Source organism: Streptomyces lincolnensis (assembly GCF_021173675.1).
GTDB classification, from domain to species: domain Bacteria; phylum Actinomycetota; class Actinomycetes; order Streptomycetales; family Streptomycetaceae; genus Streptomyces; species Streptomyces lincolnensis_B.
Map to the genome: position 1 here is coordinate 101,642 of NZ_JAIHON010000007.1, position 22,582 is coordinate 124,223.

Consider the following 22,582-nt stretch of genomic DNA (forward strand, 5'->3'; position numbering starts at 1 on the left):
TCACCCCACCCCCGAGGTCTCGCGCCACAGTTCGGCGAGCGACGCGTCACCGGTGACGGCGGGGAACGGCACCCGGTTCCACAGCGACAGGTACACCTGCGAGGCGGGCCCGGACACCTCGCAGTCGGCGTCCGCGGTCTCGCCCCGCTCGGCGGCGGGCGGCTCCGACGTCAGCCGGACGGTCCACACGGCACCCTCCACATCCGTCGCCCGCACCCGCAGCACCCTCGGCTCCGCGCTGCGCACCCGGCTCCTGGCACGGGCGTGGAAGCCGCGCAGCAACTCGTCGACACCGTCCGCCGCGAAGTCCCCGGCGATCCCGCTCGGCGTACCACCCCTGGCCGCCTCCGCGTCGAACCGGTGCACCGCCGTCTCGTGCGCCTGCCGCCGCGCCCAGAACGCCAGCGGTGACGGCGCCGGCAGGAAGTACCAGCACGCGACATCGGCCGGCGCGCCGCGCAGGGTGCCGACGAGGTGCGCGTGCGCGTGCCGGTACCAGTCGAGAAGCTCGGCCCCGTCGAGGCCCGGCGGCTCCTCCATGGGGCGGCGGGCGCCGTACCCCTCGGCGACGAACCCCGCCGCCCAACGGTGCACCGCCCCCGTGTGCCGCAGCAGATCCGTCACCTGCCATCCCGGACACGTCGGCACCTTCGCGCCGGTGCCGGCCTCCTCGGCGGCCGCCACCAGCAGCCGGCCCTCCCGGTCCAGGATCGACAGGAACTCAGCAGTCTCCATGGGGGGAGTGTGCCGGATGGAGCGGACTCCAAGGGGAACCGTCCAGGGCGATGTCTATGCGGCGAGTTCCTTGGTGATGCGGTCGAGCATGAAGGACGAGGACTCGCGGGCGCGTTCCTCCCAGGCGAAGACGCAGGCGGTGGCGACGCCGTCGAAGTCCAGCTCGCGCAGGGTGCCGAAGAAGGCGTTCCAGTCGACCTCGCCCTGGTCGATGTCGAGGTGCTGGTGGATGCGGGCGGTGGTGCCGGGCGGGTTCAGGATGTAGCGCAGGCCGGAGGAGCCCTTGTGGTTGAAGGAGTCGGCGATGTGGACGTGCCGGAGCTTGTCGCCGGCGTAGCGCATCATCGCCGCGATGTCGGCGCCCACCTGCGAGGCGCCCGAGAGGTGGAAGGAGTGCGGGGCGCAGTAGAGGTAGTTCACCCAGGGCTTGTCGATCGCGCGGACCAGGTCGACCGCGGGGGTGTTCTCCTCGCAGAAGTCGTTCGGGTGGGCCTCCAGGTTCAGAGCGATGCCTTCGCGCTCGAACAGCGGGAGCAGCTCCTCCAACGACCGCCAGAACGCCGCCTCGCTCTCGGCGGCACGCTCGGGGCGGCCGTTGAACTCGCTGTTCATCAAGGGACATGCGAGATCCGCGGTGATCTCGATCATCCGCTTCCAGTAGCGGACGGCGGCCTGCCGCTCGGTCTCGTCGGGCGAGGACCACCTGTACAGCGGCAGTACGGAGGAGAGCTGGACGCCGTGCGTGCGCAGGGAGTTCTTCAGCTCCGCGATCCGCCCGTCGTCCGCCCTCGGGTGCAGGAAGAACGGCATGAAGTCGTCGCGGGGCGACAACTCGATGTACTCGTAGCCGAGTTCGGCGACCGTGCGCACCATGTCATCGATGGACAGGGCGCGGAACATGTACGGGTCGAGGGCGATCTTCACGCGGCACCTCCGTAGAAGGACGGGCGGGGCTTGAGGTCGGTGGCGACGACGCGGCCCGACTCCAGGGCCTCGACGGTCGCGGCGGTGATGACGGTGGCGGCGTAGCCGTCCCAGGCCGAGGGGCCGGTGGGTTCCCGGCCGGCCGCGAGGTTCGCGATCCACTCGCGGAACTCGGTGTCGAAGGCGTCCGCGAAACGACCCACCCAGTCCGTGAGCACCTCGGTGCTGTGCCGGCCGGCGGTCCGCACACCCACGGTGGCCGGGTCGGGCAGTCGTACGAGGCCTTCCTCCCCGACCGCCTCGCACTGGATGTCGTAGCCGTACCGGCAGTTGACGAAGACCTCCAGATCGATGCGGACGCCCTTCGCGGTCTCGAAGAGCATGATCTGTGGGTCCTTGAGGTGGGCGAACCGCCTGCTCGTGGCGCGCGGGGTGATCACCTGGGTGGAGACGATCTCGTCGTCCAGCAGCCAGCGCAGCACGTCCACCTCGTGCACGGCCGTGTCCAGGGCCGCCATGGAGGAGGTGTACGACTTGGGGACGGTCGGGTTGCGGTGGGCGCAGTGCACGATCAGCGGCTCACCGATCCGGCCCGAGTCGATGACCTGCTTCATCTGGCGGTAGCCGGCGTCGTAGCGGCGCATGAAGCCGACCTGGACCAGCCGGCGGCCGTGCGCCGACTCGGCCTCGACGATCCGCAGGCAGTCCTGAGCCGTGGTGGCCAGCGGCTTCTCGCAGAACACCGGTTTGCCGGCGGCTGTCGCGGCCAGCACGTGCTCGGCGTGGGTGGGTCCCCACGAGGTCACGAGGACGGCGTCGACGTCGTCCGCCGCGATCAGGGACGCGCCGTCGGGCAGCACCCGCGCGCCGACCGGGGCCGCCGCCTCCGCCGCGCGGGCGGTGTCGATGTCGGTGACCGCGGTGACCCGGGCACCGGTGACGGTGTGGGTGAGGCGCCGGATGTGCTCGTGGCCGATCCAGCCGGCGCCGATCACTCCTACACGTACAGTCATGGTTCGGAGTCCTCACTAGGAGAAGCGCGCCCGGAGTTCGGCTTCGAGGGTTTCGAGGGTGCGGCCCTTGGTCTCGGGGACGTAGAGCTTCACGAAGGTGAGCGAGAGGACACCCGCCACCACGAAGAGGAAGAACGTGTTGGGGACCCCGATCCCGTCGACCAGGGACGGGAAGACCAGCCCGATCACGAAATTGGTCAGCCACAGCACCACGGCCGCGACGCCCATCCCGAAGCCGCGCATCCGCATCGGGAAGATCTCCGACAGCATCAGCCAGGTCACCGGCGAGATCGCACCCTGCTGGAAGGCGAGGAAGGTGACGGTCATGGCGAGCACGGCGTAGGCGCGGGCGTCGCCCGAGGGCAGCGCGAGGGAGAAGACGCCGATGCACAACAGGGCGGCGGTGGTGCCGATCTGACCGGTCATCAGCATCGGTCGGCGGGCGACCCGGCCCAGCAGCCAGATGCCGACGAAGGTGGCCAGCACCGAGATGACGCCGTTGGCGATGTTCGCCGTGAGCGCGGTGTCCGAGGTGAAGCCGGCGTCCTCCAGGATCTGGGTGCCGTAGTACATGATCGTGTTGACGCCGGTGATCTGCTGCACGATCGCGATGCCGAAGCCGACGAACATCAGCCTGCGCACCCACGGCGTGGACCGCATGTCCTGCCAGCCGCCGAGCTTCTCCCGCTCCTCCTTGACGGCGAGCGCGGACACCTCGGCGAGCTCGGCCTCGGCCCGCTGCCGCGAGCGCACCTGCTTGAGCACGTCCAGGGCTTCGGTGAAGCGGGTCCTGGAGGCCAGCCAGCGCGGGCTCTCCGGCATGACCAGCATGCCGAACCACAGCACCACGGCCGGGATCGTGGCGATCACCAGCATCCAGCGCCACACCCCGCCGGACTCACCGCCCACCCGGGCGATGGCCGCGTTGGAGGTGAAGGCGAGCAACTGCCCGCTGACGATCATGAGTTCGTTGCGGGTGACCAGCGCGCCGCGCCGCTCGGCGGGGGACACCTCGGCGAGGTAGACCGGGACGGTCACCGAGGCGCCGCCGACCGCGAGACCGAGCACGAAGCGGGCCACCACCATGACCGCGGTGTTCGGCGCGAGCGTGCAGCCGAGCGCGCCGACGAAGAACACCACGGCCAGGACGAGAATCGTCCGGCGGCGGCCCCGCGCGTCGGACAGCCGCCCGCCGGTGACCGCGCCCAGGGCGGCACCCAGCAGCAGCGAACTGGTGACCATGCCCTCGGTGAAGGGCGTCAGACCGAGGTCGTCGGTCATGTACGGCAGAGCGCCGTTGATCACGCCCGTGTCGTAGCCGAAGAGCAGTCCGCCGAAGGTGGCGATGACGGTGATGAGCCGCAGCCGCCGTGAGACCTTCCGGCATGCCGCGTCCGCGGCGGGCGGGGCCGGAACGGGGGCCTGCGCCGCGTCGTCCCTGACATCCATGGCCGCCTCCTACCGGTTGATGATCGGGCGTCGGGTACCCGACAGGCCGCAGCCGGTCGGATGCTCACGCGTACCGATCGCGACGGGCGGCGGTGCCTCGGGAGCGCACGGGTACAGGTCCTGCTCGACGATGACGAACAACTCGGCGTCCAGCTCGGAGAGTTCGGCGACCACACCGGCGGGGTCCGGCACACCGGCCGAGGGCGACACGCGCGGGTCGGTGGGGAGGTAGCCGTAGGGGCCGAGCTCCAGCCACGTGTACCCGGCCTGCGCGAGCTCGTCGAGGAAGCGGGTGTACGACACCTGGTGCTCGTCCTCGGGGAACCAGATCCCCCAGGAGTCGGGGGCGGATCCCAGGTACAGGTTGCCCGCGGTGGTGCGGGGCGGGGTCGGTGGCGCCGTTGCCATGGAGTGTCCTTGGGGGAAGGGGACGGGGGTCGGTTGAGGGTGGGGGAGTGGAATCCCTTTCGCTGCCGCGCGCTACTAGCGCGCTCTAGTGCGAGTACGATGACCCCTGTCCAAATGTCATGTCAATACCTTGTTGCCGAGGCATCTCTCGGCCGGCCCAGGGTGGGCTCCGTCGAAGGGTGGGTCACAGGTGGATGCATCGGGCAAGCAGCGGCCCACGATGGCGGACGTCGCCGCGAAGGCGGGCGTCTCCCGGGCGCTCGTCTCGATCGTGTTCCGCAACCAGCCGGGGGCGAGCGAGGAGACCCGGCAGCGGGTGCTCCGGGTGGCCGACGAGATCGGCTACCGGCCCGACAGTGCGGCCCGGCTGCTGGCGCGCGGTCGCAGCCGCACCATCGGCGTGATGTTCACCGTGCACCAGACCTTCCACACGGACCTCATCGAGGGCATCTATCCGGAGGCGGAACGCCTCGGCTACGACGTGCTGCTCTCCGCGGCCGCTCAGGGGCGCAGCGAGGAGAAGGCCGTGGAGGCGCTGCTCGGGCACCGGTGCGAGGCGCTGATCCTGCTCGGCCCGGACGCGGAGCCCGGCTATCTCGACGAGCTGGGGAAGCGGGCGGTCACCGTCTCGGTGAGCCGACGCGTTCCCGGGGCCCGGGTGGACTTCGTGCACAGCGCCGAGGGCAAGGGTGTGCGGCAGGCGATGGACCACCTGGTGGAGTTGGGGCACCGCCGGATCGTGCACGTCGACGGCGGGCGCGGTCCCGGGTCGGCCGAGCGGCGGCGTTCGTACCGGGCCTCGATGCGTCGGCACGGGCTGGAGGCCGAGGCGCGGGTCATTCCCGGGGCGCACACCGAGGAGTCCGGTATCGAAACCGGCCGCCTGCTGCTCGCCGAGCGGGACCGGGGGCAGTCCTTGCCGACAGCGGTCCTGGCGGGCAACGACCGATGTGCCATGGGCCTGTTGATGGCGCTGACGCGGTCCGGGGTGGAGGTGCCGCGTGACCTGTCCGTGGTCGGGTACGACGACAGCCACCTCTCCCATCTCATGCCGATCGGGCTGACGACTGTCCGTCAGGACGCGGGGTTGATGGCGGAACACGCGGTGCGGTTCGCCGTGGAGCGGTTGCGGGACCCGGAGTCGGAGCCGCGGGAGGCGGTGCTGGACCCCAAGCTGGTGGTGCGGGGGAGCAGCGGACCTGCCCCGGAAACGTCGGCCTGAGCGCGGTCTTCGAGGGGCCGGACGGACGGTTCCGGGGCACTGGGCAGGCAGGAGGCGGCGGGAGAACGGCTACCGGGTTCCCTTGGCCGCGAACTCGGCCACCGCATCGACGTTGTCGTTGGTGATGAACGCCGGTCCGGTGAGCACGGGCGCGGTGCCGCCGCCGCTGAAGTTGCCGTTGGTCTTGTACAGCCACAGCGCGTCCACGGCCAAGTAGCCCTGGAGGTAGGGCTGTTGGTCCACGGCGAACTGGATCGTGCCGTTCTGGACGGCCTTCACCAGCTCCTTGTTGAGGTCGAAGGTGGCGATCTTGGCCTTGGACCCCGCGTCGCCGAGCGACTGCACCGCCGTCAGGGCGATCGGGGCGCCCAGGGTGACGACCTGGTCGATGGAGGAGTCCTGCTTGAGCTTGGCGGTGATCGTCGACTTCACGGACGGCATGTCGGTGCCGTTGACGTAGAGGATGTCGGTCCTGCCGCTGAAGCCCTGCTCGAGACCGGCGCAACGGGATTCCAGGGCGACCTGTCCCTGCTCCTGGATGACGCACAGGGCGTGCCGGGCGCCGAGCCGGTTCAGCCGTTCACCGAAGGCCTGGCCCGCGATGTTCTCGTCCTGCCCGAAGTACTCGAGCATGCCGAGTTCCTTCCAGGCGCCGACGCCGGAGTTGAAGCCGACGACCGGGATGCCGGCCGCCTCGGCCTTGGCCACCACGTCCTTCATGGCCTCCGGTTTGGCGGCGGTGAGCGCGATGCCGTCGACCTTCTGGTCGATCGCGTTCTGCACCAGGTTGGCCTGGTTGCCGGCGCTGGGGTCGCTGGAGTAGACGAGCTTGATGTTGTCCTTGGCGGCAGCCGCCGCGGCGCCCTTGCGGATGAGGTCCCAGAAGGTGTCACCGGGGGCGGCGTGCGTGACCATGGCCACCGTCATGCGCGGGGTGTCGGCCCTGCCCGCGGAGACGGCGGCTCCGCCCTCCTCGGCCTTCTTGCCGCCGGAGCCGCTGGAACAGCCGGCGGCGAACAGGGCGCCCGCCAGGACGGTGGCGGTCAGGGCCGCGGTCCGATGGTGTCTGTGCATGTCCCTCGCACCTCACTGTGCTCGTTGGGGTCGTGCTTGTGCTCGTGCTCGTCGGGATCCGTGTCGCGGTGGGGGAGCGGCCGACGGTGCCGACGGCCCGCGGTCGCCGATGCCGTGGTGACGGCGGTGCGCCGTGGGGGCGGTCAGGGGGAGCGGTCGCGCGGAAGCGGTTGCAGGGAAGCGGTCGCGCGGAAGCGGTCATGGGTGCGACCGCCTGCGTTGCGATGAGCTACTAGAGCGCGTCATTAGCGCGCTCTAGTAGCAGGTACTATGAGACCGCTCTCCAGGCTTGTCAATCGGTTTGTCATGACGTTTCGACAAGGACCGTGACCGCCCGGATGAGCATGTCCGGCCGACGCCGGAGTGGGCACCGACATCGGCTGTGGCTGGACGAGCAGGCCGGAGCGCTGCTGTTTCTGGAGCGCGGGGCCGTCGATCGCTACGGGACCCGGACCGTTCCGGCGCTCACCTCGATGCGGTCGTCGGCGGGCGGTGTGGTGGTCATGGGCGGGACGTGAGCGGGCGTGAGGGCGGGTGCCCGGCCAGGGATGCCGCCCCGGGGAGTGGTGTGGACGACCTGGCTGGGTGGGAGGCCGGTGCCGTGGCGGAGGTGGTCCCACATCAGGTCCAGGGCCTGCTGGTAGTAGTGGCCGAGGGGTATGTAGCGGGTGTCCCAGCCGGGTTGCGTGGAGTCGGAGTGGTGGGCGTGGGTGATCTCGACGTACCTCATCTCACCGTGTCCGGTGCGGGAGTTGAGGCCCAGGTAGGGGCGTGAGCTGTGGTTGACGGGGACGCGGGTGTCGTCGCGGCCCTGGACGACGAGGGTGGGGGTGCCGTGCAGGTCGCCGGTGCGGCGGGTGGCGTCCAGGCCGGCGGTGACACGGCGGGCCCAGGCGCGTTCGGCGGGCGGGGCGTCGGGCCGGGGGAAGGCGAGGCGGAGCACACAGCGTTCGCCGCGCAGGTTGTAGTCGTGGCGGCCGTCGGCGCCGCGGGACCTGGTGTCGGCGACGGGACCGCCGGGTGAGTTCTCGTCGATGAGGACACCGGGGGCGGGGGCGCGGCCCGCGTTGGTGACGAACGCGCCCGCCAGTTCGGCCGCGGTGTACGGGGCCGGCCTGCCGTCGCCGTCGGTGCGGGCCCAGCCGTATCCGCACAGCGAGTCGGTCACCGAGGCGCGGGCGAAGCTCATGGCGTACGAGGCCGGGGTCTGCGGGTCGTAGTGCGCGACCTGGAGATAGGCCGACTGCGGCTGGAATCCCGCCCGGACCAGGGCCTCTTGTGCGAGTCGGGGCAGTCCGGCCGTGCCGGCCCGGGCCGCGGCACGGCGGGTGATGAGGCGCGGGTCGTCCCCGACCAGGGCGGTGCAGCGGCGCCGGGCCGCGTCGGTGTCCAGGGCCGCGTAGCCGGGCGCGGTGGGTTCCGTGAGCGCGGCGCACGGCTGGAGCAGCGAGGCTAGAGCGCCGTACCGGAGCAGGGGCAGGCCCGCCGACCGGATCAGGCGGTCGCCCTCCAGGACCCGGACGCCCCGGAGCGGGGCCAGGTTCAGCTGCGGCTCCGAGGCGACGACCGCGTCGAGGAGCCCGCCGTGGTCCTCCTCGCCCGCCGCGATCGCCGCGCCGCCGCCGTTGGAGACGCCGGTGGCGATGACCGTCGTGGTGGCCGGGGTGTAGCCGCCGGGTGGGGCTCCGGCGCGGCGGTCGCGGTTGAGCAGGGCGAGGGTCAGCTCCACCGAACGCAGCACGTCACGGCCCCAGCCGGCCTGCGGGTTCGCTCCGCCGTGGGCCGTCTTGGACGCCACCCGGTAGGGGCGTTGGGTGTCGAACCGGGCGCGTTCCTCCTCGCTCAGGCCCGCGTCGAACGCGGCGCGGTCGCCGATGCTCGCGCGCGGGCCCGTGGTCCCGTCGTAGGACATGACCGTGCCGGAGTGCAGGTCCTCGAAGGCCGGGCCCATGCCCTTGTCGGTGTAGGCGACGGCGCAGCGGCGGTGCAGGGCCCACGCTCCGGCCGAACCGGCCGTGCTGTAGACGCCCGCCAGGCCGGTCGCGGGCGCGGCGACCACGCAGGGGCGGGCCCGGTCGAAGGCGTCGGGGATCTGGACGACGATGCCGGTGCGGTCCGCCGTCGCGCGGTACTCGACACCGGCCGCCTTGCCGTCGCCCGGCACGGGCCGTCCGCGGTCGACGTTCGCGCCGTACAGCCGCCCCAGGCCGCCGCCGTCTCCGGCGGACAGGCCCGCCGACGCCCACAGCGCGCGGCGGCGCAGTTCGGCGGCGGTGGGGTGGTCGGGGTCCGCGTACGGGGGTGGGGTGGCGGCGCGCAGGCCGGCGAAGCCGAGGCCGCCGGTGAGGAGGTCGTCGCCCTGGCCGTCGTCGTAGCGGATGGAGGTCAACTCATCGATGTACGACGGGACATGAGAACTCGGACGGGCGGTGTGGGCTGTCGCGGGGAGGGTGGTGACGGCCGCGGTGATGGCGAGGAACAGGGCAAGTCCGGTGCGCATCAGGACTCCTGACGGTCAGTCACAGAGGAAGGGCACCGGTCGCCACGGCCGTAGCCGTCATCACCAGCGTCGTGCCGAACGCCCAGCGGAAGATGAACCGTTGGTGCTCGCCGAGCTGGACGCCGGTCAGGCCGATGAGGATGAAGGTGGCGGCGGTGAGCGGGCTGAGCGGGAAGCCTGTGGTCATCTGGCCGAGGACGGCGGCGCGGGCGATCTCCGCGTGGCCGGTGCCGAAGGCCTCGGCGGTGCCGGCCAGGACGGGCAGGACGCCGAAGTAGTAGGCGTCCGGGGTGAAGACGAGGCTGAGCGGCATGCCGGTGACGGCGACGATGACCGGGAGGTGCCCGCCGACGCTGTCCGGCAGGACCTCGACCATCGCCTCGGCCATCTGCCCGATCATGCCGGTGCCGGTGAGGACGCCGGTGAACACGCCGGCCGCGAAGATCATGGCGGTGACCAGGACGACGCTCTTGCTGTGCTTCTCCAGCAGCGTCTGCTGGTCCTCCCAGCGCGGGTGGTTGACGAGCAGTGCGATCACGAAGGCGACCACGAACAGCACGGGCAGCGGCATGGTCTCCAGCACCAGGCAGACCAGCAGGGCGACGGTGAGCAGCAGGTTGAACACCGTCAGGGCGCGCGGGGGAGTGGCCGTCACCCGCGGGGTGCCGGGCCCGTCGCCGACGGCCGCCGTCGCTTCCGCGCGCTCCTCGGGGGCCAGGCTGCCCAGGCGGGTGCGTTCGCGGCGGCCGATGAGGTAGGCGGCCAGCAGCACCCACACGATGCCCGCCCCGAGGGCCGGGAGCAACGGCGTGATGATGTCGGAGGTGTCGAGCTTGAGCGCGGCGGCGGCCCGAGCGGTCGGACCGCCCCACGGCACCAGGTTCATCAGGCCCGCGCCGAGGGCGACGATCCCGGCGAGCACCAGACGGCTCATGCCGAGGCGCCGGTAGACCGGCAGCAGCGCGGAGACGGTGATGAGGAAGGTGGACGCGCCGTCGCCGTCGAGGGCGACGCAGATCGTCAGCACCGCGGTGCCGACCGCGATGCGCACCGGGTCCCCCTGGGCGGAGCGCAGGATCGCGCGGATCAGCGGTTCGAAGAGACCGGCGTCGATCATCAGGCTGAAGTAGAGGACCGCGAACGCGATCATGATGCCGGTGGGCGCGACCTTGGTCAGACCGTCCAGGGCCATCGGCCCGATGTCGCCCCCGTGCCCGCCGACGAGCGCGGCCAGCACCGGCAACAGCACCAGGGCGACCAGGACCGACACCCGTTTGGTCATGGTGAGCAGCAAAAACGCGCCGATGGTGCAGAAGCCGAGTGCCGCCAGCATGATCCCGCCCACTTCCTCGTCCGGCCGGTGTTGCCGACGAGTGTCCGAGCGCGGAAAGATCCGCGTCCAGCATCGAACACGCATCTGTCCATGCGTTTGGCGCAACAGTTCCCCCGGACGACCGGCACGCCTACGCTCGCGCACCATGGACGTCACCCTGCGCCAGCTCACCGCCTACGCCGCCGTCGCCCGCGCCGTGAGCTTCACGGCCGCCGCCGCCGAGCTGCACGTGTCCCAGTCCTCGCTCAGCCGGGCCGTCGCCGAACTCGAACGCACCCTGGGTATGCGGCTGTTGGAGCGCGACACCCGCAATGTGCAGCTCACCCCGGCGGGCGCGGAGGCGCTGCGCATCGCCGACCAGATCCTCGCCACGCACCGGGCGGGCATCGCCCAGCTCGGCCGCTATGTGGCCGGCGAGCGCGGCACGGTGGCTCTGGCGACTCTGCCCTCACTCGCCGCCGTCCTGCTGCCGCCGGTCATCTCGGCCTTCCGGGAGAGCCGCCCCGAGGTGACCGTGCGGATCCTCGACGGCCTCGAACGGGCCGCGCTGGCACGGGTGGTGGACGGCGAGGCGGACTTCGCGATCACCACCGTGGCCCGGCCCCGCACCCGCGGACTCGACCTGCGCCCGCTGGTCCGCGACCGCTTCGACGCCGTCCTGCCCGAAGGGCACCCGCTGGCCGAGCGGGAGCAGGTGACCTGGCAGGAGCTGGGCCGCGAGCCCTTCCTCGCCGTGGGCGCCGACTCCAGCGTGCGCCGCATCACCGACGAGGCCTTCGCCCAGGCCGGCGTCGAGACGCGTCCGGCGGCCGAGGCGGGCAACGTGGCCACGGTCGGCGGACTGGTCGCCGCCGGACTCGGGGTGTCCGCCATGCCCGCACTGGTGCACCCGCTGGTGCCGCCCGGCCGATGGGTGCGCCGCCCGCTCGTGGACCCGGTCGTCGAACGGCGGCTGTACGTCGTCCTGCCCGTCCGCCGGACCCTGCCGCCCGGGGCACGCGGCTTCCTGGAGCAGCTGGAGGAGTTCAGGACGTCGTCGTACGAGCTGCCGGACGGCGTGGCCTGGGAGGACGGGACGACGGCACCGACTCATGCGGCATCCGCATGAATTGATCGCCCTTCCTTGCTGGACGGGCATACGAGCCGCCCCGCAGCCTGGACGGCATGGACGACCGCAGCAGTGCGCGACAGGGGCAGTTGACGGGACTGAAGGTGGTGGAGTTCGCCCATGTGGTGGCCGGACCGCTCGCCGGATCACTCCTCGCCGACCAGGGCGCCGACGTGGTGCACGTGGAGCCGCCCGGCACCGGCGACGCGGCCCGCGCGATGGGACCGAAACGCGACGGCGTACCCCTGTGGTTCAAGGTCGCCGGCCGCAACAAACGGTCCGTGACGCTGGACCTGCACCACGAGGAGGGCCGGGAGATCGCCCACCGTCTGGTCGCCTGGGCCGACGTGGTGATCGTGACCCTGCGGGCGGGCCGGCTGCGCACCTGGGGGCTGGACTGGGAGGCCGTGCACGCCCTCAACCCGCGCGCGGTGCTGCTCCAGATCTCCGGCTTCGGCGCCACGTCCTCCAAGGCCGACGCCCCCGGTTTCGGCAAGATGGGCGAGGCCCGCAGCGGGGTGGTCCACCTGACCGGCTTCCCGGACGGGCCGCCCGTGCACACCGGCTTCTCGCACGGCGACGCCGTCACCGGCCTCATGGGCGCCTACGCCGTCCTCGCCGCCCTGCACCGCCGCCACACCGATCCCGCCTTCGACGGCGAGTGGATCGACCTCGCCCTCTTCGAACCGCTGTTCCGGCTGGTCGAATGGCAGGTGATCACACACGACCAGCTCGGTACGGCACCGCAGCGGGCCGGCAACCAGCTCGCCGTCGCCCCGGCCGCCGTCATCAACACCTACCGCACCCGCGACGACGACTGGCTCACCGTCACCTCCGCCACCGTGCGCTCGGTCCAGAACGTGGCCCGGCTGCTCGGGCTGCCGGAGGAACAGTTCGCCACGACGGAACAGCAGCACGCCGGACGGGAACGCCTGGACGAGGGTCTGTGCGCCTGGATCGCGGAACGCACATCCGCGGAGTGCCTGGCCGCCTTCGAGCGCGCCGAGGTGGTCGCCTCCCGCGTCTTCGACGCCGCCGACATCGCCGCCGACCCGGTCTACGCCGAACGCGAGGACATCGTCACCGTCGACGACCCCGACCTCGGCCCGGTCCGGATGCAGGCCGTCCTGCCGCACTTCCGCCGCGTCCCCGGCGCGGTCTGGCGCACGGGCCCGGCCCTCGGCGCCGACAACGACCTCGTCTACGGCGACTGGCTCGGCATCGACGCCGGACGGCGCGCGAAGCTGGAGGACCTCGGTGTCATCTGAGCCGCCTCGCCGTACCGCCTTGCGTTCCCTGCTGTTCGTGCCCGGCAACCGGACCGACTGGCTGCCCAAGGCCGCGGCTGCGGGCGCCGACGCGGCTGTTGTGGACCTGGAGGACGCCGTACCGGAGGACGCCAAGGACGCCGCACGGGACTCCGTCGCCCACGCCCTCGCCGCCTCGTACGGTCCGATGCGGCTGCTCGTCCGCGTCAACCCGCTCTCCACGGACGGCGGTTGGCGCGGCGCCGACGACCTGCGTGCCGTCGCCCGGCCGGGCCTCTACGGCGTCGTCCTGCCCAAGGTGTCGTCCGCCGACGACATCCGGCTGGCCGACCGACTGCTGTCCTGGTGCGAGCGTGAACAGGGCCTGCCCCAGGGGCACTTCGCGCTCCTGCCGCTGCTGGAGACGGCACGGGCCCTGCGGGAGGCCTACGACATCGGACGGGCCGCGGACCGCGTCGCCCACCTCGGCGCGCTGACCGCACCGGGCGGCGACGTCGAGCGTGCCGTGGGCTACCGGTGGAGCCCCGAGGGCACCGAGACCCGCGACCTGCGCGCCCGCGTCCTGCTCGACGCACGTGCCGCGGGTCGCCCCCACCCGGTGGCCGGACTGTGGGCCGACATCCCCGACCTGACGGGGCTGGAGCGCTTCGCCGCCGACAACCGGGCTCTCGGCTACGAGGGCATGATGGTCATCCATCCGTCCCATGTCCCGGTTGTCAACGATGTGTTCACGCCCGGCGAGGACGAACTCGCCCGCCACGCACGGCTGATCGCCGCCGTGGAGCGGGCGCAGGCCGAAGGGGCGGGGGCGGTGCGCTTCGAGGGCCGCATGGTCGACGAGGCGATGGCGGCGGCGTCCCGCGAGGTCCTGGCCCGCAGCCGCCATAGGTGACGTTCCGTCAGGCCGTCTGCGGGCCCCTCCACTTCTCGGTGGCCGTGAGCGGGACGGGCGCGGGAGGCTCCGCCGACGTCGTCAGCTCGATGCGGCGTTCCTCGGCCGACGAGCGGAGCAGGGCGGTCATCGTCTCCAGGACGTGCAGGGCGAGTTCGCCGCCGGCGCGCGGCGGCCGGCCCGCGTCGGCGGCGACGAAGTCGAGCAGGCCGACGCCCCGGGTGCCGCCGACGTACCCCGCCGAGGGCGGCAACGGGAGCCACTGCGTCTCGCCGAGGCGGAAGAGACGTACCTCGCCGTCGAAGTGGTTGGGGTCGGGCACCGCGAGCGTCCCCCTCTCGCCGTGCACCTCGATCGGTGCCGCCGTGGTGGCCACGCCGTCGAAGCTCGTCGTGATCGTGGTCAGCGCCCCGCCCGCGTGCTCCAGCACACCCGAGACATGGGTGTCCACCTCGACCGGTATCCGCTCGCCCGCGCGCGGCCCGGAACCGATGACGCGCTCGGCGCGCAGCCGGCTGGACGCGCCGATCACGGCACGCACCGGTCCCAACAGGTGGACCAGGGAGGCGAGATAGTACGGCCCCATGTCCAGCAGGGGGCCGCCCCCGGTTGTGTAGTAGAAGTCGGGGTGCGGGTGCCAGCGTTCGTGCCCCGCGGTGACCATGACGGCCGACGCGGACAGCGGGCGCCCGATCTCGCCCGCCTCCACGGCCGCCCGCGCGGTCTGGATCCCGGTACCCAGGACGGTGTCCGGCGCACATCCCACACCGACGCCCGCCTTCGTCGCCGCCGCCAGGACGGCCTGGGCGTCGGTGAAGCCGGCGGCCAGCGGCTTCTCGCCGTAGACGCTCTTGCCGTGGGCGATGGCGCCGAGCGCGATCTCGGCATGCGCCGCCGGGACGGTCAGGTTGAGCACCGTGTCCACGTCCGGGCTGCTCAGCAACTCCCCGACGGGCAGCGCCGCGACGCCGGGCAGTTCGGCGGCGACCGCGGCCGAGCGGGAGGCGTCGAGGTCGGCGACGGCGGTGACGCGTACGGCGGGATGGCCGACGAGGGTGTCCAGATAGGCGCGGGAGATCACCCCGAGGCCCACGACGCCTATGCGGTGCGTGTCGCCCACAGCATGCCCCTCTCGATGACGGTGCGGACGTTGGGTTCCTGGAGGACGTCGAGACTGTGCCCGGGGGTCGTCACCACGATCCGCCCGGCGCCCCACCTGCGGGTCCACACCGCCGGTGAGGTGGCGGGCCGGTGCCAGGGATGCCATGCCCGGACCGGGTGCGTGGTGGTGGCCAGGACGTCGATCAGGTCGTCGTGCAGCACCCAGTACTGCTCGGTGTCCAGCTCGAAGTCCTCGATGCCCGCGGTGATCGGGTGCTCGCGGCCGAGGTCGGTGACGGAGACGACGTGCGGCAGGAAGTTGTCCGTCTCGTCGCCCCGCCGCTCGCACGGCTCCTTGCCCGGATGGGTCGCGAACTGCCCGCCCACCAGGTGGAGATAGTCGGAGGAGGCGCGGAAGGAGTCCGCGATGCCGCCGTGCCAGCCGGTGAGACCGGTGCCCGCGACCACCGCCGCGCTCAGGCCCGACAGTTGCTCGGAGGTGATCGCCGACATCGTCACGCACTGCACGACGAGATCGGTGCCGGCCATCTCCTCGGCGTCCTCGTAGACGTCGGTCGACTCCTCGACCCGGACGTCGTATCCGTTGTTTCGGAGAAACGGCAGGAACAACTCCGTTGCCTCGACCGGTCGGTGTCCCTCCCAGCCGCCTCGTACCACCAGGGCTTTCTTACGCGTCATAGCGTTCCTTCGACGTCGTGGAACAGCGTCCATCACTATGCGCCGGTGGCTCGCCGCTACGAAAGGGGGATCCGATTCTGCGAAAGTTTCGGACAGTTCGACGCGTCGGACACACGGATTCTTCACAAGAAGTGAGGCTGGTGAGCTGTCTCAAAATTGAAACGGAGGCGTAGGGTCCGATCATGCCAGGCTCGAACGACTTCGAACGCTCCCCGCGCCTCGCCGACTTGGCGCACCTGATACGTCTGCCCGCCGCGCTCAGCGTGCCCGGTGACGTACTCGCCGGTGCCGTGGCGAGCGCCGGCCCGCCCCGGCCCCGCGTCCTCGGCACGATGGCCTCCTCCGTCGCCCTCTACTGGGCCGGAATGGCGCTCAACGACTACGCGGACGCGACCGTCGACGCGGTCGAGCGCCCCGAACGCCCCATACCCTCCGGCCGGGTTGCCCGCCGCACCGCACTGGCCACCGCGACCGGACTCACCGCCGCCGGCCTCGGACTGGCCGCCCTGACGGGCGGACGCCGGGCGCTCGGCGTGGCCCTGCCCCTGACCGGACTGGTCTGGGCCTACGACCTGGGCCTGAAGTCCACCCCGGCCGGTCCCGCCGCGATGGCGGGCACCAGGGCGCTGAACGTCCTGGCGGGCGCCGAGCCGGGACGCAGGACCACCGCCCTGCCCGCCGCCCTCCTGATCGGCGCGCACACCTACACCGTCACGGCGCTGAGCCGCCACGAGATCTCCGGCGCGCCCCGCGCCCTGCCCGCCGCCACCCTCGCCGGCAGCACCGCCACCGCCCTGACCGCCGCGGCCCTTCCCGGCCTACGGCGCCGCGGCCGGACCGCCCGCATTGGCGCGGCCACCGGTGCGCTCGGCTATCTCGCCTCCTACGGCGCCGCGCAGGTCCGCGCGGTACGTGAGCCCTCCGCGACGAACGTCCGCACCGCCGTCGGCACCGGGATCATGTCCCTGATGCCCCTCCAGGCGGCCCTCACCGCGGCCGCCGGCAGCGCCCTCCCGGCCGGCGCCCTGGCCCTGGCCCATCCCCTGGCACGACGCCTCGCCCGCAAGGTGTCACCGACGTGATTCCACAACACGAGACGGCACCGGGGGCTGCGGTGGCAGCGGGGTCTTCGGCGGCAGCGGGGGGTGGGGTGGCTTCGGGATCCGGGGCGATATCGGGGGCGGTTGCGGAGGTGGGGTTCGGGGTGGCTTCGGGACGCGGGGAGTTGTCCGGGTCGGCTTCGGGGGCGGGGGCGGGGGCGGGAGCCGGGGGTCACTCGGGGCTCGGGGTGATGTTGAGTCCGGCGCCGACAGGAGCCTGGGCGTCCTCAGTGTCGGGGGCGTTATCAAGTCCGGCTCCGGCGGCGGGGCTTGGGGTGACCCCTGGACCCGGGGCGCTCGTGAGGCCGGCGGCGGTTGTCGGTACCGCGTGGCGCCGGATGGCCGTGGCCGCCCCCGGGTTCGTGGCGGGTCCCAACCCGGCGGCGGCTGCCCGGAGCCCCAGGGACACCCCCGGTTCCGAGGGCGCCCCGCGGCTCGAAGCGGGCGCGAGTCCCGGTACCGACCCGAGCCCCGAGCGACCCCCGGCCGCCGTCGCGGCCCCCGACACGGTCCCCGGCCCCGACATGCCCTCACCCCCCACCCCCACCGGCCGGCTCCGGTACGGCTTCGGGACCAACGGGTTCGCGCAGCACCGGCTGGGCGACGTGCTGACCGTGCTGGCCGACCTGGGGTACGACTCGGTAGGGCTCACGCTCGACCACATTCATCTCGACCCGTTCGCCGCGGACCTGCCCCGGCGGGTCGAGCGCCTGGCGGGGCGGCTGGAGCGGCTGGGGCTGGCGGTCATGGTGGAGACGGGTGCGCCCTACCTGCTGGATCCGTGGCACAAGCACGTCCCCACGCTGATGTCGGCCAGGGACGCCGGGCGGCGCGTCGATCTGCTGGCGCGGGCGATCCGCGTCGCGGCGGATCTGGGCGCCCCGGCGGTGCACCTGTGCAGCGGCCCGGCGCCGCGGGGCGTGTCGGCGGAGGACGCCTGGAAGCAGCTGACCGTGGGGTGCGAAGAGGTCCTGGACATCGCCCGGGAGCACGGTGTGGCCCTGGCGTTCGAGCCGGAGCCGAACATGTTCGTCGACACCGTGGACAAGGTGCTTCAACTGCGCCGCCGACTCGGTGAGCCCGACCTGTTCGGGGTCACGCTGGACATCGGTCATGCCCACTGCGTCGAGGACCTGCCCCTGCTGGACTGCGTCGGTCTCGCGGCGCCGCATCTGGTGAACGTACAGATCGAGGACATGCGGCGTGGGGTGCACGAGCACCTCGAACTCGGCACGGGTGAGATCGACTTCCCGCCGGTGCTGGCCGCTCTGAAGGCCGTCGGCTACCAGGGGCCGGTCTCGGTGGAGATCCAGGGAGCCGCGCTCGACGCCCCCGAAGTCGCCCGCCGCTCCCTGGAGTTCCTGAAGGCCGCCGAGCCGCTGTGACGCGGAACCGCCCTTTCGCTCGGGCGCGCACCCCCGCCCCGGCACGCCCGCCCCGCCGTGCCCCCCCGCCCCGGCACGCACGCCCGCCCGCCCCGGCGCACATCCCCATCGGTGCGGCCGTCGCCGTACCCACAGCAAAGCAGGAGGTACCTGCCGTGGACCCCCACATCTCCACAGCCCTGGACCGACATCTCACCCCCGACGCACGGCGCTGGCTGACGGACGCCGAAGCCCGCGTCGGACAGGACCCGGCCGCCGTACACGCCGTCTTCCCCGCCGTCGGCCGACGCTGCGGGCGTGGACCGCTCCTCGCCGACTGGACGGTGGCCGACGCCGCCCGCGCCCGGCTGCTGGCCGCCCTGCCGTTGCGCGGCGCGACGCTCGCCGAGGAGGTCACCGCCCTCCACCATCACGGCGACGTCGCCGAACAGCGCGTGGTGCTGCGGTCGTTGGCGCTGCTGGAGGACAAGGACGCCTCCTTCGCCGACCTGGGCCTGCCCCTGGTGCGCGAGGCCCTGCGGGGCAACGACACTGACCTGATGGCGGCGGCCCTCGGCCCGTACGCCGCACGTCACCTGGACCACGCCGGGTACCGGCAGGCCGTACTGAAGTGCGTCTTCTGCGGCCTCCCCCTGGACCGGGTCGCCGGTCTGACCGACCGCGCGGACCGGGAACTCGCCCGCATGCTGGCCGACTTCGCCCATGAACGGGTCGCCGCCGGCCGTGACGTCCCCGCCGACATCTGGCCGCTCGTGCGCGCCCACCCGGGCGTCCTGGAGGCCTCCGGACTGCCCGCCGAGACCGACTCACCCGTGCCCGAGCGCCGCGCCGCGGCGCAGCGGGCCCTCGCCGATCACCGGGCCGCCGTGCCCGCAGGAGCCGTCTGATGCGCATCTTCGACCCCCACATCCACATGACCTCCCGCACCACCGACGACTACGAGGCGATGTACGCGGCCGGCGTTCGGGCCGTGGTCGAGCCGTCGTTCTGGCTCGGCCAGCCGCGCACCTCGGTGGCCAGCTTCACCGACTACTTCGACGCCCTGCTCGGCTGGGAGCCGTACCGCGCCGCCCAGTTCGGCATCCAGCACCGCTGCACCATCGCCCTCAACCCCAAGGAGGCCAACGACCCCCGCTGCACAGGGGTGTTGGACGTACTGCCCCGCTACCTCGCCAAGGACGGCGTGGTGGCCGTCGGCGAGATCGGCTACGACTCCATGACCCCCGAGGAGGACGAGGCGCTGGCCCGCCAGCTCCAGCTCGCCGTCGAGCACGAGCTGCCCGTGCTGGTCCACACCCCGCACCGCGACAAGGCCGTCGGCACCCGCCGCACCCTCGACGTGGTCCGCGAGTCCGGCATCCCGCCCGAGCACGTCCTCGTCGACCACCTCACCGAACTCACGGTGGACAAGGTCGCCGACAGCGGCTGCTGGATGGGCTTCTCCATCTACCCGGACACCAAGATGAGCGAGGACCGCATGGTGCGGATCCTGAAGGAGCACGGCACCGACCGGATGCTCGTCAACTCGGCCGCCGACTGGGGCCGCAGCGATCCCCTCAAGACCAGGAAGACCGCCGACGCGATGCTCGCCGCCGGCTTCGACGACGACACCGTCGACCAGGTCATGTGGCGCAACCCGGTGGCCTTCTACGGCCAGAGCGGCCGCCTGGACCTCGAAGACGTCAAGCAGGACGACACGGCACTCTTCGAGGGCAACTCGATCAAACGCGGCGGGGAGTGAGCCTCCGGTGCGCTTCCGGCACAACGACGGCACCACCGTCCACCTCGCCTACTGCAGCAACGTCCACCAGGCCGAGGACCTCGACGGCGTGGTGGCCCAACTCGCCTCCCACACCGAGCCGGTACGGCACACCCTCGGCGCCGACCTGCTCGGCATCGGCCTGTGGCTGGCCCGTGACGTGGTCACCGAACTGTCGGAGCACCCCGACGCCGTACGCCGTCTACGCGCGGAGCTGACCACCCGCGGCCTGGAGACCGTCACCCTCAACGCCTTCCCCTACGGCGGATTCCACCGCGAGGTCGTCAAGAAGGACGTCTACCTGCCCGACTGGACCGACCCCGCCCGCCTGCGCTACACCGTCGACTGCGCCCGGGTCCTGACAGGCCTCCTGCCGGACGACGCCCGCCGCGGCAGTGTCTCCACCCTGCCCCTGGCCTGGCGCGCCCCCTGGCCGACCGCCGCCCGGGACGCGGCCCGCCGGGCCACGGATCAACTCGCCTCGGAACTGGCGCGGTTGGAGAACGAGACCGGCAGAGCGGTCCGGGTCGGCTTCGAGCCCGAACCCGGCTGCGTGGTGGAGAACACCGTCCAGGCCGCCCGGGAACTCGGGGGAGTGGACCCCGAACGGCTCGGGATCTGCCTGGACACCTGCCATCTCGCCGTACAGTTCGAGGAACCCGCCCAGGCGCTGCGCCGCCTCGCCGACGCCGGCCTTCCGGTCGTCAAGGTCCAGGCGTCCAGCGCCCTCCAGGCCGACGACCCGGCCGACCCCGAGGCCCGGCGCGCCCTCGCCCGGTTCGCCGAGCCCCGTTTCCTGCACCAGACCCGTACCGCCACCGGCGGCGCGGTCACCGGCGCGGTCACCGGAGTGGACGACCTCCCGGACGCCCTCGCCGGCGGCCTGGACAGCGGCTCCGCCTGGCGGGTGCACTTCCACGCACCCCTGCACGCCGACCCCGAACCGCCGTTGCGCACCACGGCGCCCGAACTGACCGCCGCACTGAGGGAGCTGGTCGGCGGACCGCGGGCGCTCACCGACCACATCGAGGTCGAGACCTACACCTGGTCGGTGCTGCCCGCACACCTGCGCCCGAAGGACCGCGCGGGCCTCGTCGCGGGCCTGGCCGCCGAACTGGCCTGGACCCGCGACCGTTTCGAGGACCTCGGCCTGAAATCCCTCCCACAGCCGCTCCCACAGCCGCTCCCGCAGTCCCTCCCGCGAAAGGAACGCCTCTCATGACGAGACTGGTCGTCCTCGACATCGTCGGACTCACCCCCCGCATGCTGCGCCACATGCCCGCCGTCTCGGCCGTCGCCGACCAGGGCTTCCAGGCCCGCCTGGGCACCGTGCTGCCCGCCGTGACCTGCTCCGTGCAGTCCACCCTCCTCACCGGCACCCGGCCCTCCGAGCACGGTGTCGTCGGCAACGGCTGGTACTTCCGCGACCTGGGCGAAGTGCTGCTGTGGCGGCAGCACAACGCCCTGGTCGGCGGGGAGAAGATCTGGCACACCGCCCGCCGTTCCCGGCCCGACTACAAGGTCGCCAACGTCTGCTGGTGGTACGCCATGGGCGCCGACGTCGACCTCACCGTCACCCCGCGCCCCGTCTACTACTCCGACGGCCGCAAGGAACCCGACTGCTACACCCGCCCGCCCGCCCTGCACGACGAACTCACCGACAGGCTGGGCCCGTTCCCCCTGTTCACCTACTGGGGACCCAACGCGGGCATGCCCTCCAGCCAGTGGATCCTCGCCGCGGCCCGCCAGATCTTCGACGAGCACCGCCCCGACCTGACCCTGGTCTACGTCCCGCACCTGGACTACGAGCCCCAGCGCTCCGGCCCCGGCTCCCCGCAGTCCGCCCGCGAGGCCCGACGGCTCGACGAGGCGCTGCGCCCCCTCCTGGAGCACTTCCGCCGCGAGGACGCCACCGTCGTGATCCTCAGCGAGTACGGCATAGCGCCCGTCTCCCGCCCCGTCGACATCAACCGCGCGCTGCGCCGGGCCGGACTGCTCGAAGTCCACACCCAGGACGGCATGGAGTACCTCGACCCGTGGACCTCCCGTGCCTTCGCCGTCGCCGACCACCAGATCGCCCACGTCTACGTCCGTGACCCGGCCGACCTCGCCAAGACCGCGGAGATCGTCGCCGGCCTCGACGGCGTGGACGAGGTGCTCGACGAGGACGGCAAGGCCCGCCACGGACTCGCGCACGAACGCTCCGGAGAGCTGGTCGCCGTGGCGGACCCGGACGCCTGGTTCACGTACTACTACTGGCTGGACGACGAGCGCGCCCCCGACTTCGCCCGCCAGGTCGAGATCCACCGCAAACCCGGCTACGACCCCGCCGAACTCCTCTACGACCCCGCCGTGCCCGGCGTGAAGGCCCGCGCCATCGGCCAGGTCGCCCGCAAGAAGGCCGGCCTGCGCTACCGGATCAAGACCGTCCCCCTGGACCCGTCCGGCGTACGCGGCAGTCACGGCCGTCTCCCGCGGGATCCGCAGGACAGCCCCGTCCTGCTCTGCTCCCGGCCCGACCTCGCCCGGGACGACATCGACGCGACCGAGGTCAAGGACCTCCTCCTGACCCTGGCCGGCATCCCCGCACCCTGACCCCCGCACCACGCACC

Annotated in this window: 20 protein-coding genes; 10 read left to right on the top strand and 10 right to left on the bottom strand. The window is 72.4% G+C overall.

The annotated features are described in order from the left end of the window. The 5 genes from K4B79_RS21420 to K4B79_RS21440 are packed head-to-tail and all read right to left on the bottom strand — an operon-like array spanning position 1 to position 4,529. Positions 1–735: a maleylpyruvate isomerase family mycothiol-dependent enzyme gene (locus K4B79_RS21420; protein ID WP_232028448.1), complete on the bottom strand. Its 735-nt coding sequence runs from the start codon at positions 733–735 to the stop codon at positions 1–3. Positions 736–789: 54 nt separating this feature from the next. Beyond that, positions 790–1,659, bottom strand: coding sequence for a sugar phosphate isomerase/epimerase family protein (locus K4B79_RS21425; RefSeq protein WP_232028449.1), 870 nt, complete (start codon positions 1,657–1,659; stop codon positions 790–792). Further along, the gene (locus K4B79_RS21430; protein WP_232028450.1) at positions 1,656–2,672 is read right to left on the bottom strand and encodes a Gfo/Idh/MocA family oxidoreductase; all 1,017 of its coding nucleotides are present in this window, start codon (positions 2,670–2,672) and stop codon (positions 1,656–1,658) included. Before K4B79_RS21430 ends, K4B79_RS21425 begins: the two co-directional genes overlap by 4 nt. Positions 2,673–2,687: 15 nt before the next feature. Next, positions 2,688–4,121 carry a sugar porter family MFS transporter gene (locus K4B79_RS21435; RefSeq protein ID WP_232028451.1) on the bottom strand — a complete coding sequence of 478 codons (1,434 nt, stop codon included), beginning with the start codon at positions 4,119–4,121 and terminating at the stop codon, positions 2,688–2,690. Between the two features lie 9 nt (positions 4,122–4,130). Further along, positions 4,131–4,529: a hypothetical protein gene (locus K4B79_RS21440; protein ID WP_232028452.1), complete on the bottom strand. Its 399-nt coding sequence runs from the start codon at positions 4,527–4,529 to the stop codon at positions 4,131–4,133. Positions 4,530–4,749: 220 nt separating this feature from the next. Here K4B79_RS21440 and K4B79_RS21445 point away from each other — a divergent pair, with 220 nt between their 5' ends. Then, positions 4,750–5,751 carry a LacI family DNA-binding transcriptional regulator gene (locus tag K4B79_RS21445; RefSeq protein ID WP_232028893.1) on the top strand — a complete coding sequence of 334 codons (1,002 nt, stop codon included), beginning with the start codon at positions 4,750–4,752 and terminating at the stop codon, positions 5,749–5,751. Positions 5,752–5,820: 69 nt separating this feature from the next. Here the strand turns inward: K4B79_RS21445 and K4B79_RS21450 are convergent, their stop codons facing one another. The 3 genes from K4B79_RS21450 to K4B79_RS21460 form a co-directional block, all read right to left on the bottom strand. Continuing rightward, on the bottom strand, positions 5,821–6,825 hold the full coding sequence (locus K4B79_RS21450) for a substrate-binding domain-containing protein (RefSeq protein ID WP_232028453.1): 1,005 nt from the start codon (positions 6,823–6,825) through the stop codon (positions 5,821–5,823). Positions 6,826–7,264: 439 nt separating this feature from the next. Continuing rightward, the gene (locus K4B79_RS21455; RefSeq protein ID WP_232028454.1) at positions 7,265–9,325 is read right to left on the bottom strand and encodes a D-(-)-3-hydroxybutyrate oligomer hydrolase; all 2,061 of its coding nucleotides are present in this window, start codon (positions 9,323–9,325) and stop codon (positions 7,265–7,267) included. A gap of 19 nt (positions 9,326–9,344) precedes the next feature. Next, complete coding sequence (locus K4B79_RS21460) at positions 9,345–10,658, bottom strand: CitMHS family transporter (protein ID WP_232028455.1); 1,314 nt, start codon at positions 10,656–10,658, stop codon at positions 9,345–9,347. Positions 10,659–10,803: 145 nt separating this feature from the next. Here K4B79_RS21460 and K4B79_RS21465 point away from each other — a divergent pair, with 145 nt between their 5' ends. Genes K4B79_RS21465 through K4B79_RS21475 form a run of 3 tightly spaced genes read left to right on the top strand, consistent with a single transcriptional unit; the run spans position 10,804 to position 13,926 of the window. Next, positions 10,804–11,766 carry a LysR family transcriptional regulator gene (locus tag K4B79_RS21465; protein WP_232028456.1) on the top strand — a complete coding sequence of 321 codons (963 nt, stop codon included), beginning with the start codon at positions 10,804–10,806 and terminating at the stop codon, positions 11,764–11,766. Positions 11,767–11,822: 56 nt separating this feature from the next. Beyond that, a complete protein-coding gene (locus K4B79_RS21470; RefSeq protein WP_232028457.1) occupies positions 11,823–13,034 on the top strand; it encodes a CaiB/BaiF CoA transferase family protein in 1,212 nt (403 codons plus the stop codon). Continuing rightward, complete coding sequence (locus tag K4B79_RS21475; protein ID WP_232028458.1) at positions 13,024–13,926, top strand: HpcH/HpaI aldolase/citrate lyase family protein; 903 nt, start codon at positions 13,024–13,026, stop codon at positions 13,924–13,926. The genes K4B79_RS21470 and K4B79_RS21475 overlap by 11 nt, the downstream gene beginning before the upstream one ends. Before the next feature lie 7 nt (positions 13,927–13,933). Here K4B79_RS21475 and K4B79_RS21480 read toward each other — a convergent pair whose 3' ends face one another. Together K4B79_RS21480 and K4B79_RS21485 are read right to left on the bottom strand one after the other, a co-directional pair. Then, positions 13,934–15,046, bottom strand: coding sequence for a Gfo/Idh/MocA family protein (locus K4B79_RS21480; RefSeq protein WP_232028459.1), 1,113 nt, complete (start codon positions 15,044–15,046; stop codon positions 13,934–13,936). Further along, complete coding sequence (locus tag K4B79_RS21485; protein WP_232028460.1) at positions 15,025–15,726, bottom strand: ThuA domain-containing protein; 702 nt, start codon at positions 15,724–15,726, stop codon at positions 15,025–15,027. The genes K4B79_RS21480 and K4B79_RS21485 overlap by 22 nt, the downstream gene beginning before the upstream one ends. A 182-nt stretch (positions 15,727–15,908) precedes the next feature. On the opposite strand from K4B79_RS21485, the gene K4B79_RS21490 reads away from it, so the two are divergent. The 6 genes from K4B79_RS21490 to K4B79_RS21515 all read left to right on the top strand — a co-directional run bounded on the left by K4B79_RS21490 (position 15,909) and on the right by K4B79_RS21515 (position 22,565). After that, complete coding sequence (locus K4B79_RS21490; protein ID WP_232028461.1) at positions 15,909–16,808, top strand: SCO3242 family prenyltransferase; 900 nt, start codon at positions 15,909–15,911, stop codon at positions 16,806–16,808. A 542-nt stretch (positions 16,809–17,350) separates the two neighbouring features. Then, on the top strand, positions 17,351–18,211 hold the full coding sequence (locus tag K4B79_RS21495; RefSeq protein WP_232028894.1) for a sugar phosphate isomerase/epimerase family protein: 861 nt from the start codon (positions 17,351–17,353) through the stop codon (positions 18,209–18,211). A 155-nt stretch (positions 18,212–18,366) separates the two neighbouring features. Then, positions 18,367–19,098 (top strand): EboA domain-containing protein, encoded by a 732-nt coding sequence (locus tag K4B79_RS21500; RefSeq protein WP_232028462.1) that lies wholly within the window; start codon positions 18,367–18,369, stop codon positions 19,096–19,098. After that, on the top strand, positions 19,098–19,952 hold the full coding sequence (locus tag K4B79_RS21505; protein ID WP_232028463.1) for a TatD family hydrolase: 855 nt from the start codon (positions 19,098–19,100) through the stop codon (positions 19,950–19,952). Before K4B79_RS21500 ends, K4B79_RS21505 begins: the two co-directional genes overlap by 1 nt. A gap of 7 nt (positions 19,953–19,959) precedes the next feature. After that, positions 19,960–21,192: a metabolite traffic protein EboE gene (eboE, locus tag K4B79_RS21510; RefSeq protein ID WP_232028464.1), complete on the top strand. Its 1,233-nt coding sequence runs from the start codon at positions 19,960–19,962 to the stop codon at positions 21,190–21,192. Continuing rightward, positions 21,189–22,565: an alkaline phosphatase family protein gene (locus K4B79_RS21515; RefSeq protein ID WP_232028465.1), complete on the top strand. Its 1,377-nt coding sequence runs from the start codon at positions 21,189–21,191 to the stop codon at positions 22,563–22,565. Before eboE ends, K4B79_RS21515 begins: the two co-directional genes overlap by 4 nt. The last annotated feature ends 17 nt before the right edge of the window (positions 22,566–22,582 follow it).

Coding starts and splice junctions, on each gene's coding strand:
- K4B79_RS21485 (WP_232028460.1), bottom strand. CDS start 15,726: ATGACGCGTAAGAAAGCCCTGGTGGTACGAGGCGGCTGGGAGGGACAC.
- K4B79_RS21470 (WP_232028457.1), top strand. CDS start 11,823: ATGGACGACCGCAGCAGTGCGCGACAGGGGCAGTTGACGGGACTGAAG.
- K4B79_RS21430 (WP_232028450.1), bottom strand. CDS start 2,672: ATGACTGTACGTGTAGGAGTGATCGGCGCCGGCTGGATCGGCCACGAG.
- K4B79_RS21445 (WP_232028893.1), top strand. CDS start 4,750: ATGGCGGACGTCGCCGCGAAGGCGGGCGTCTCCCGGGCGCTCGTCTCG.
- K4B79_RS21455 (WP_232028454.1), bottom strand. CDS start 9,325: ATGCGCACCGGACTTGCCCTGTTCCTCGCCATCACCGCGGCCGTCACC.
- K4B79_RS21515 (WP_232028465.1), top strand. CDS start 21,189: ATGACGAGACTGGTCGTCCTCGACATCGTCGGACTCACCCCCCGCATG.
- K4B79_RS21505 (WP_232028463.1), top strand. CDS start 19,098: ATGCGCATCTTCGACCCCCACATCCACATGACCTCCCGCACCACCGAC.
- K4B79_RS21435 (WP_232028451.1), bottom strand. CDS start 4,121: ATGGATGTCAGGGACGACGCGGCGCAGGCCCCCGTTCCGGCCCCGCCC.
- K4B79_RS21495 (WP_232028894.1), top strand. CDS start 17,351: ATGCCCTCACCCCCCACCCCCACCGGCCGGCTCCGGTACGGCTTCGGG.
- K4B79_RS21460 (WP_232028455.1), bottom strand. CDS start 10,658: ATGCTGGCGGCACTCGGCTTCTGCACCATCGGCGCGTTTTTGCTGCTC.
- K4B79_RS21440 (WP_232028452.1), bottom strand. CDS start 4,529: ATGGCAACGGCGCCACCGACCCCGCCCCGCACCACCGCGGGCAACCTG.
- K4B79_RS21490 (WP_232028461.1), top strand. CDS start 15,909: ATGCCAGGCTCGAACGACTTCGAACGCTCCCCGCGCCTCGCCGACTTG.
- K4B79_RS21450 (WP_232028453.1), bottom strand. CDS start 6,825: ATGCACAGACACCATCGGACCGCGGCCCTGACCGCCACCGTCCTGGCG.
- K4B79_RS21420 (WP_232028448.1), bottom strand. CDS start 735: ATGGAGACTGCTGAGTTCCTGTCGATCCTGGACCGGGAGGGCCGGCTG.
- K4B79_RS21465 (WP_232028456.1), top strand. CDS start 10,804: ATGGACGTCACCCTGCGCCAGCTCACCGCCTACGCCGCCGTCGCCCGC.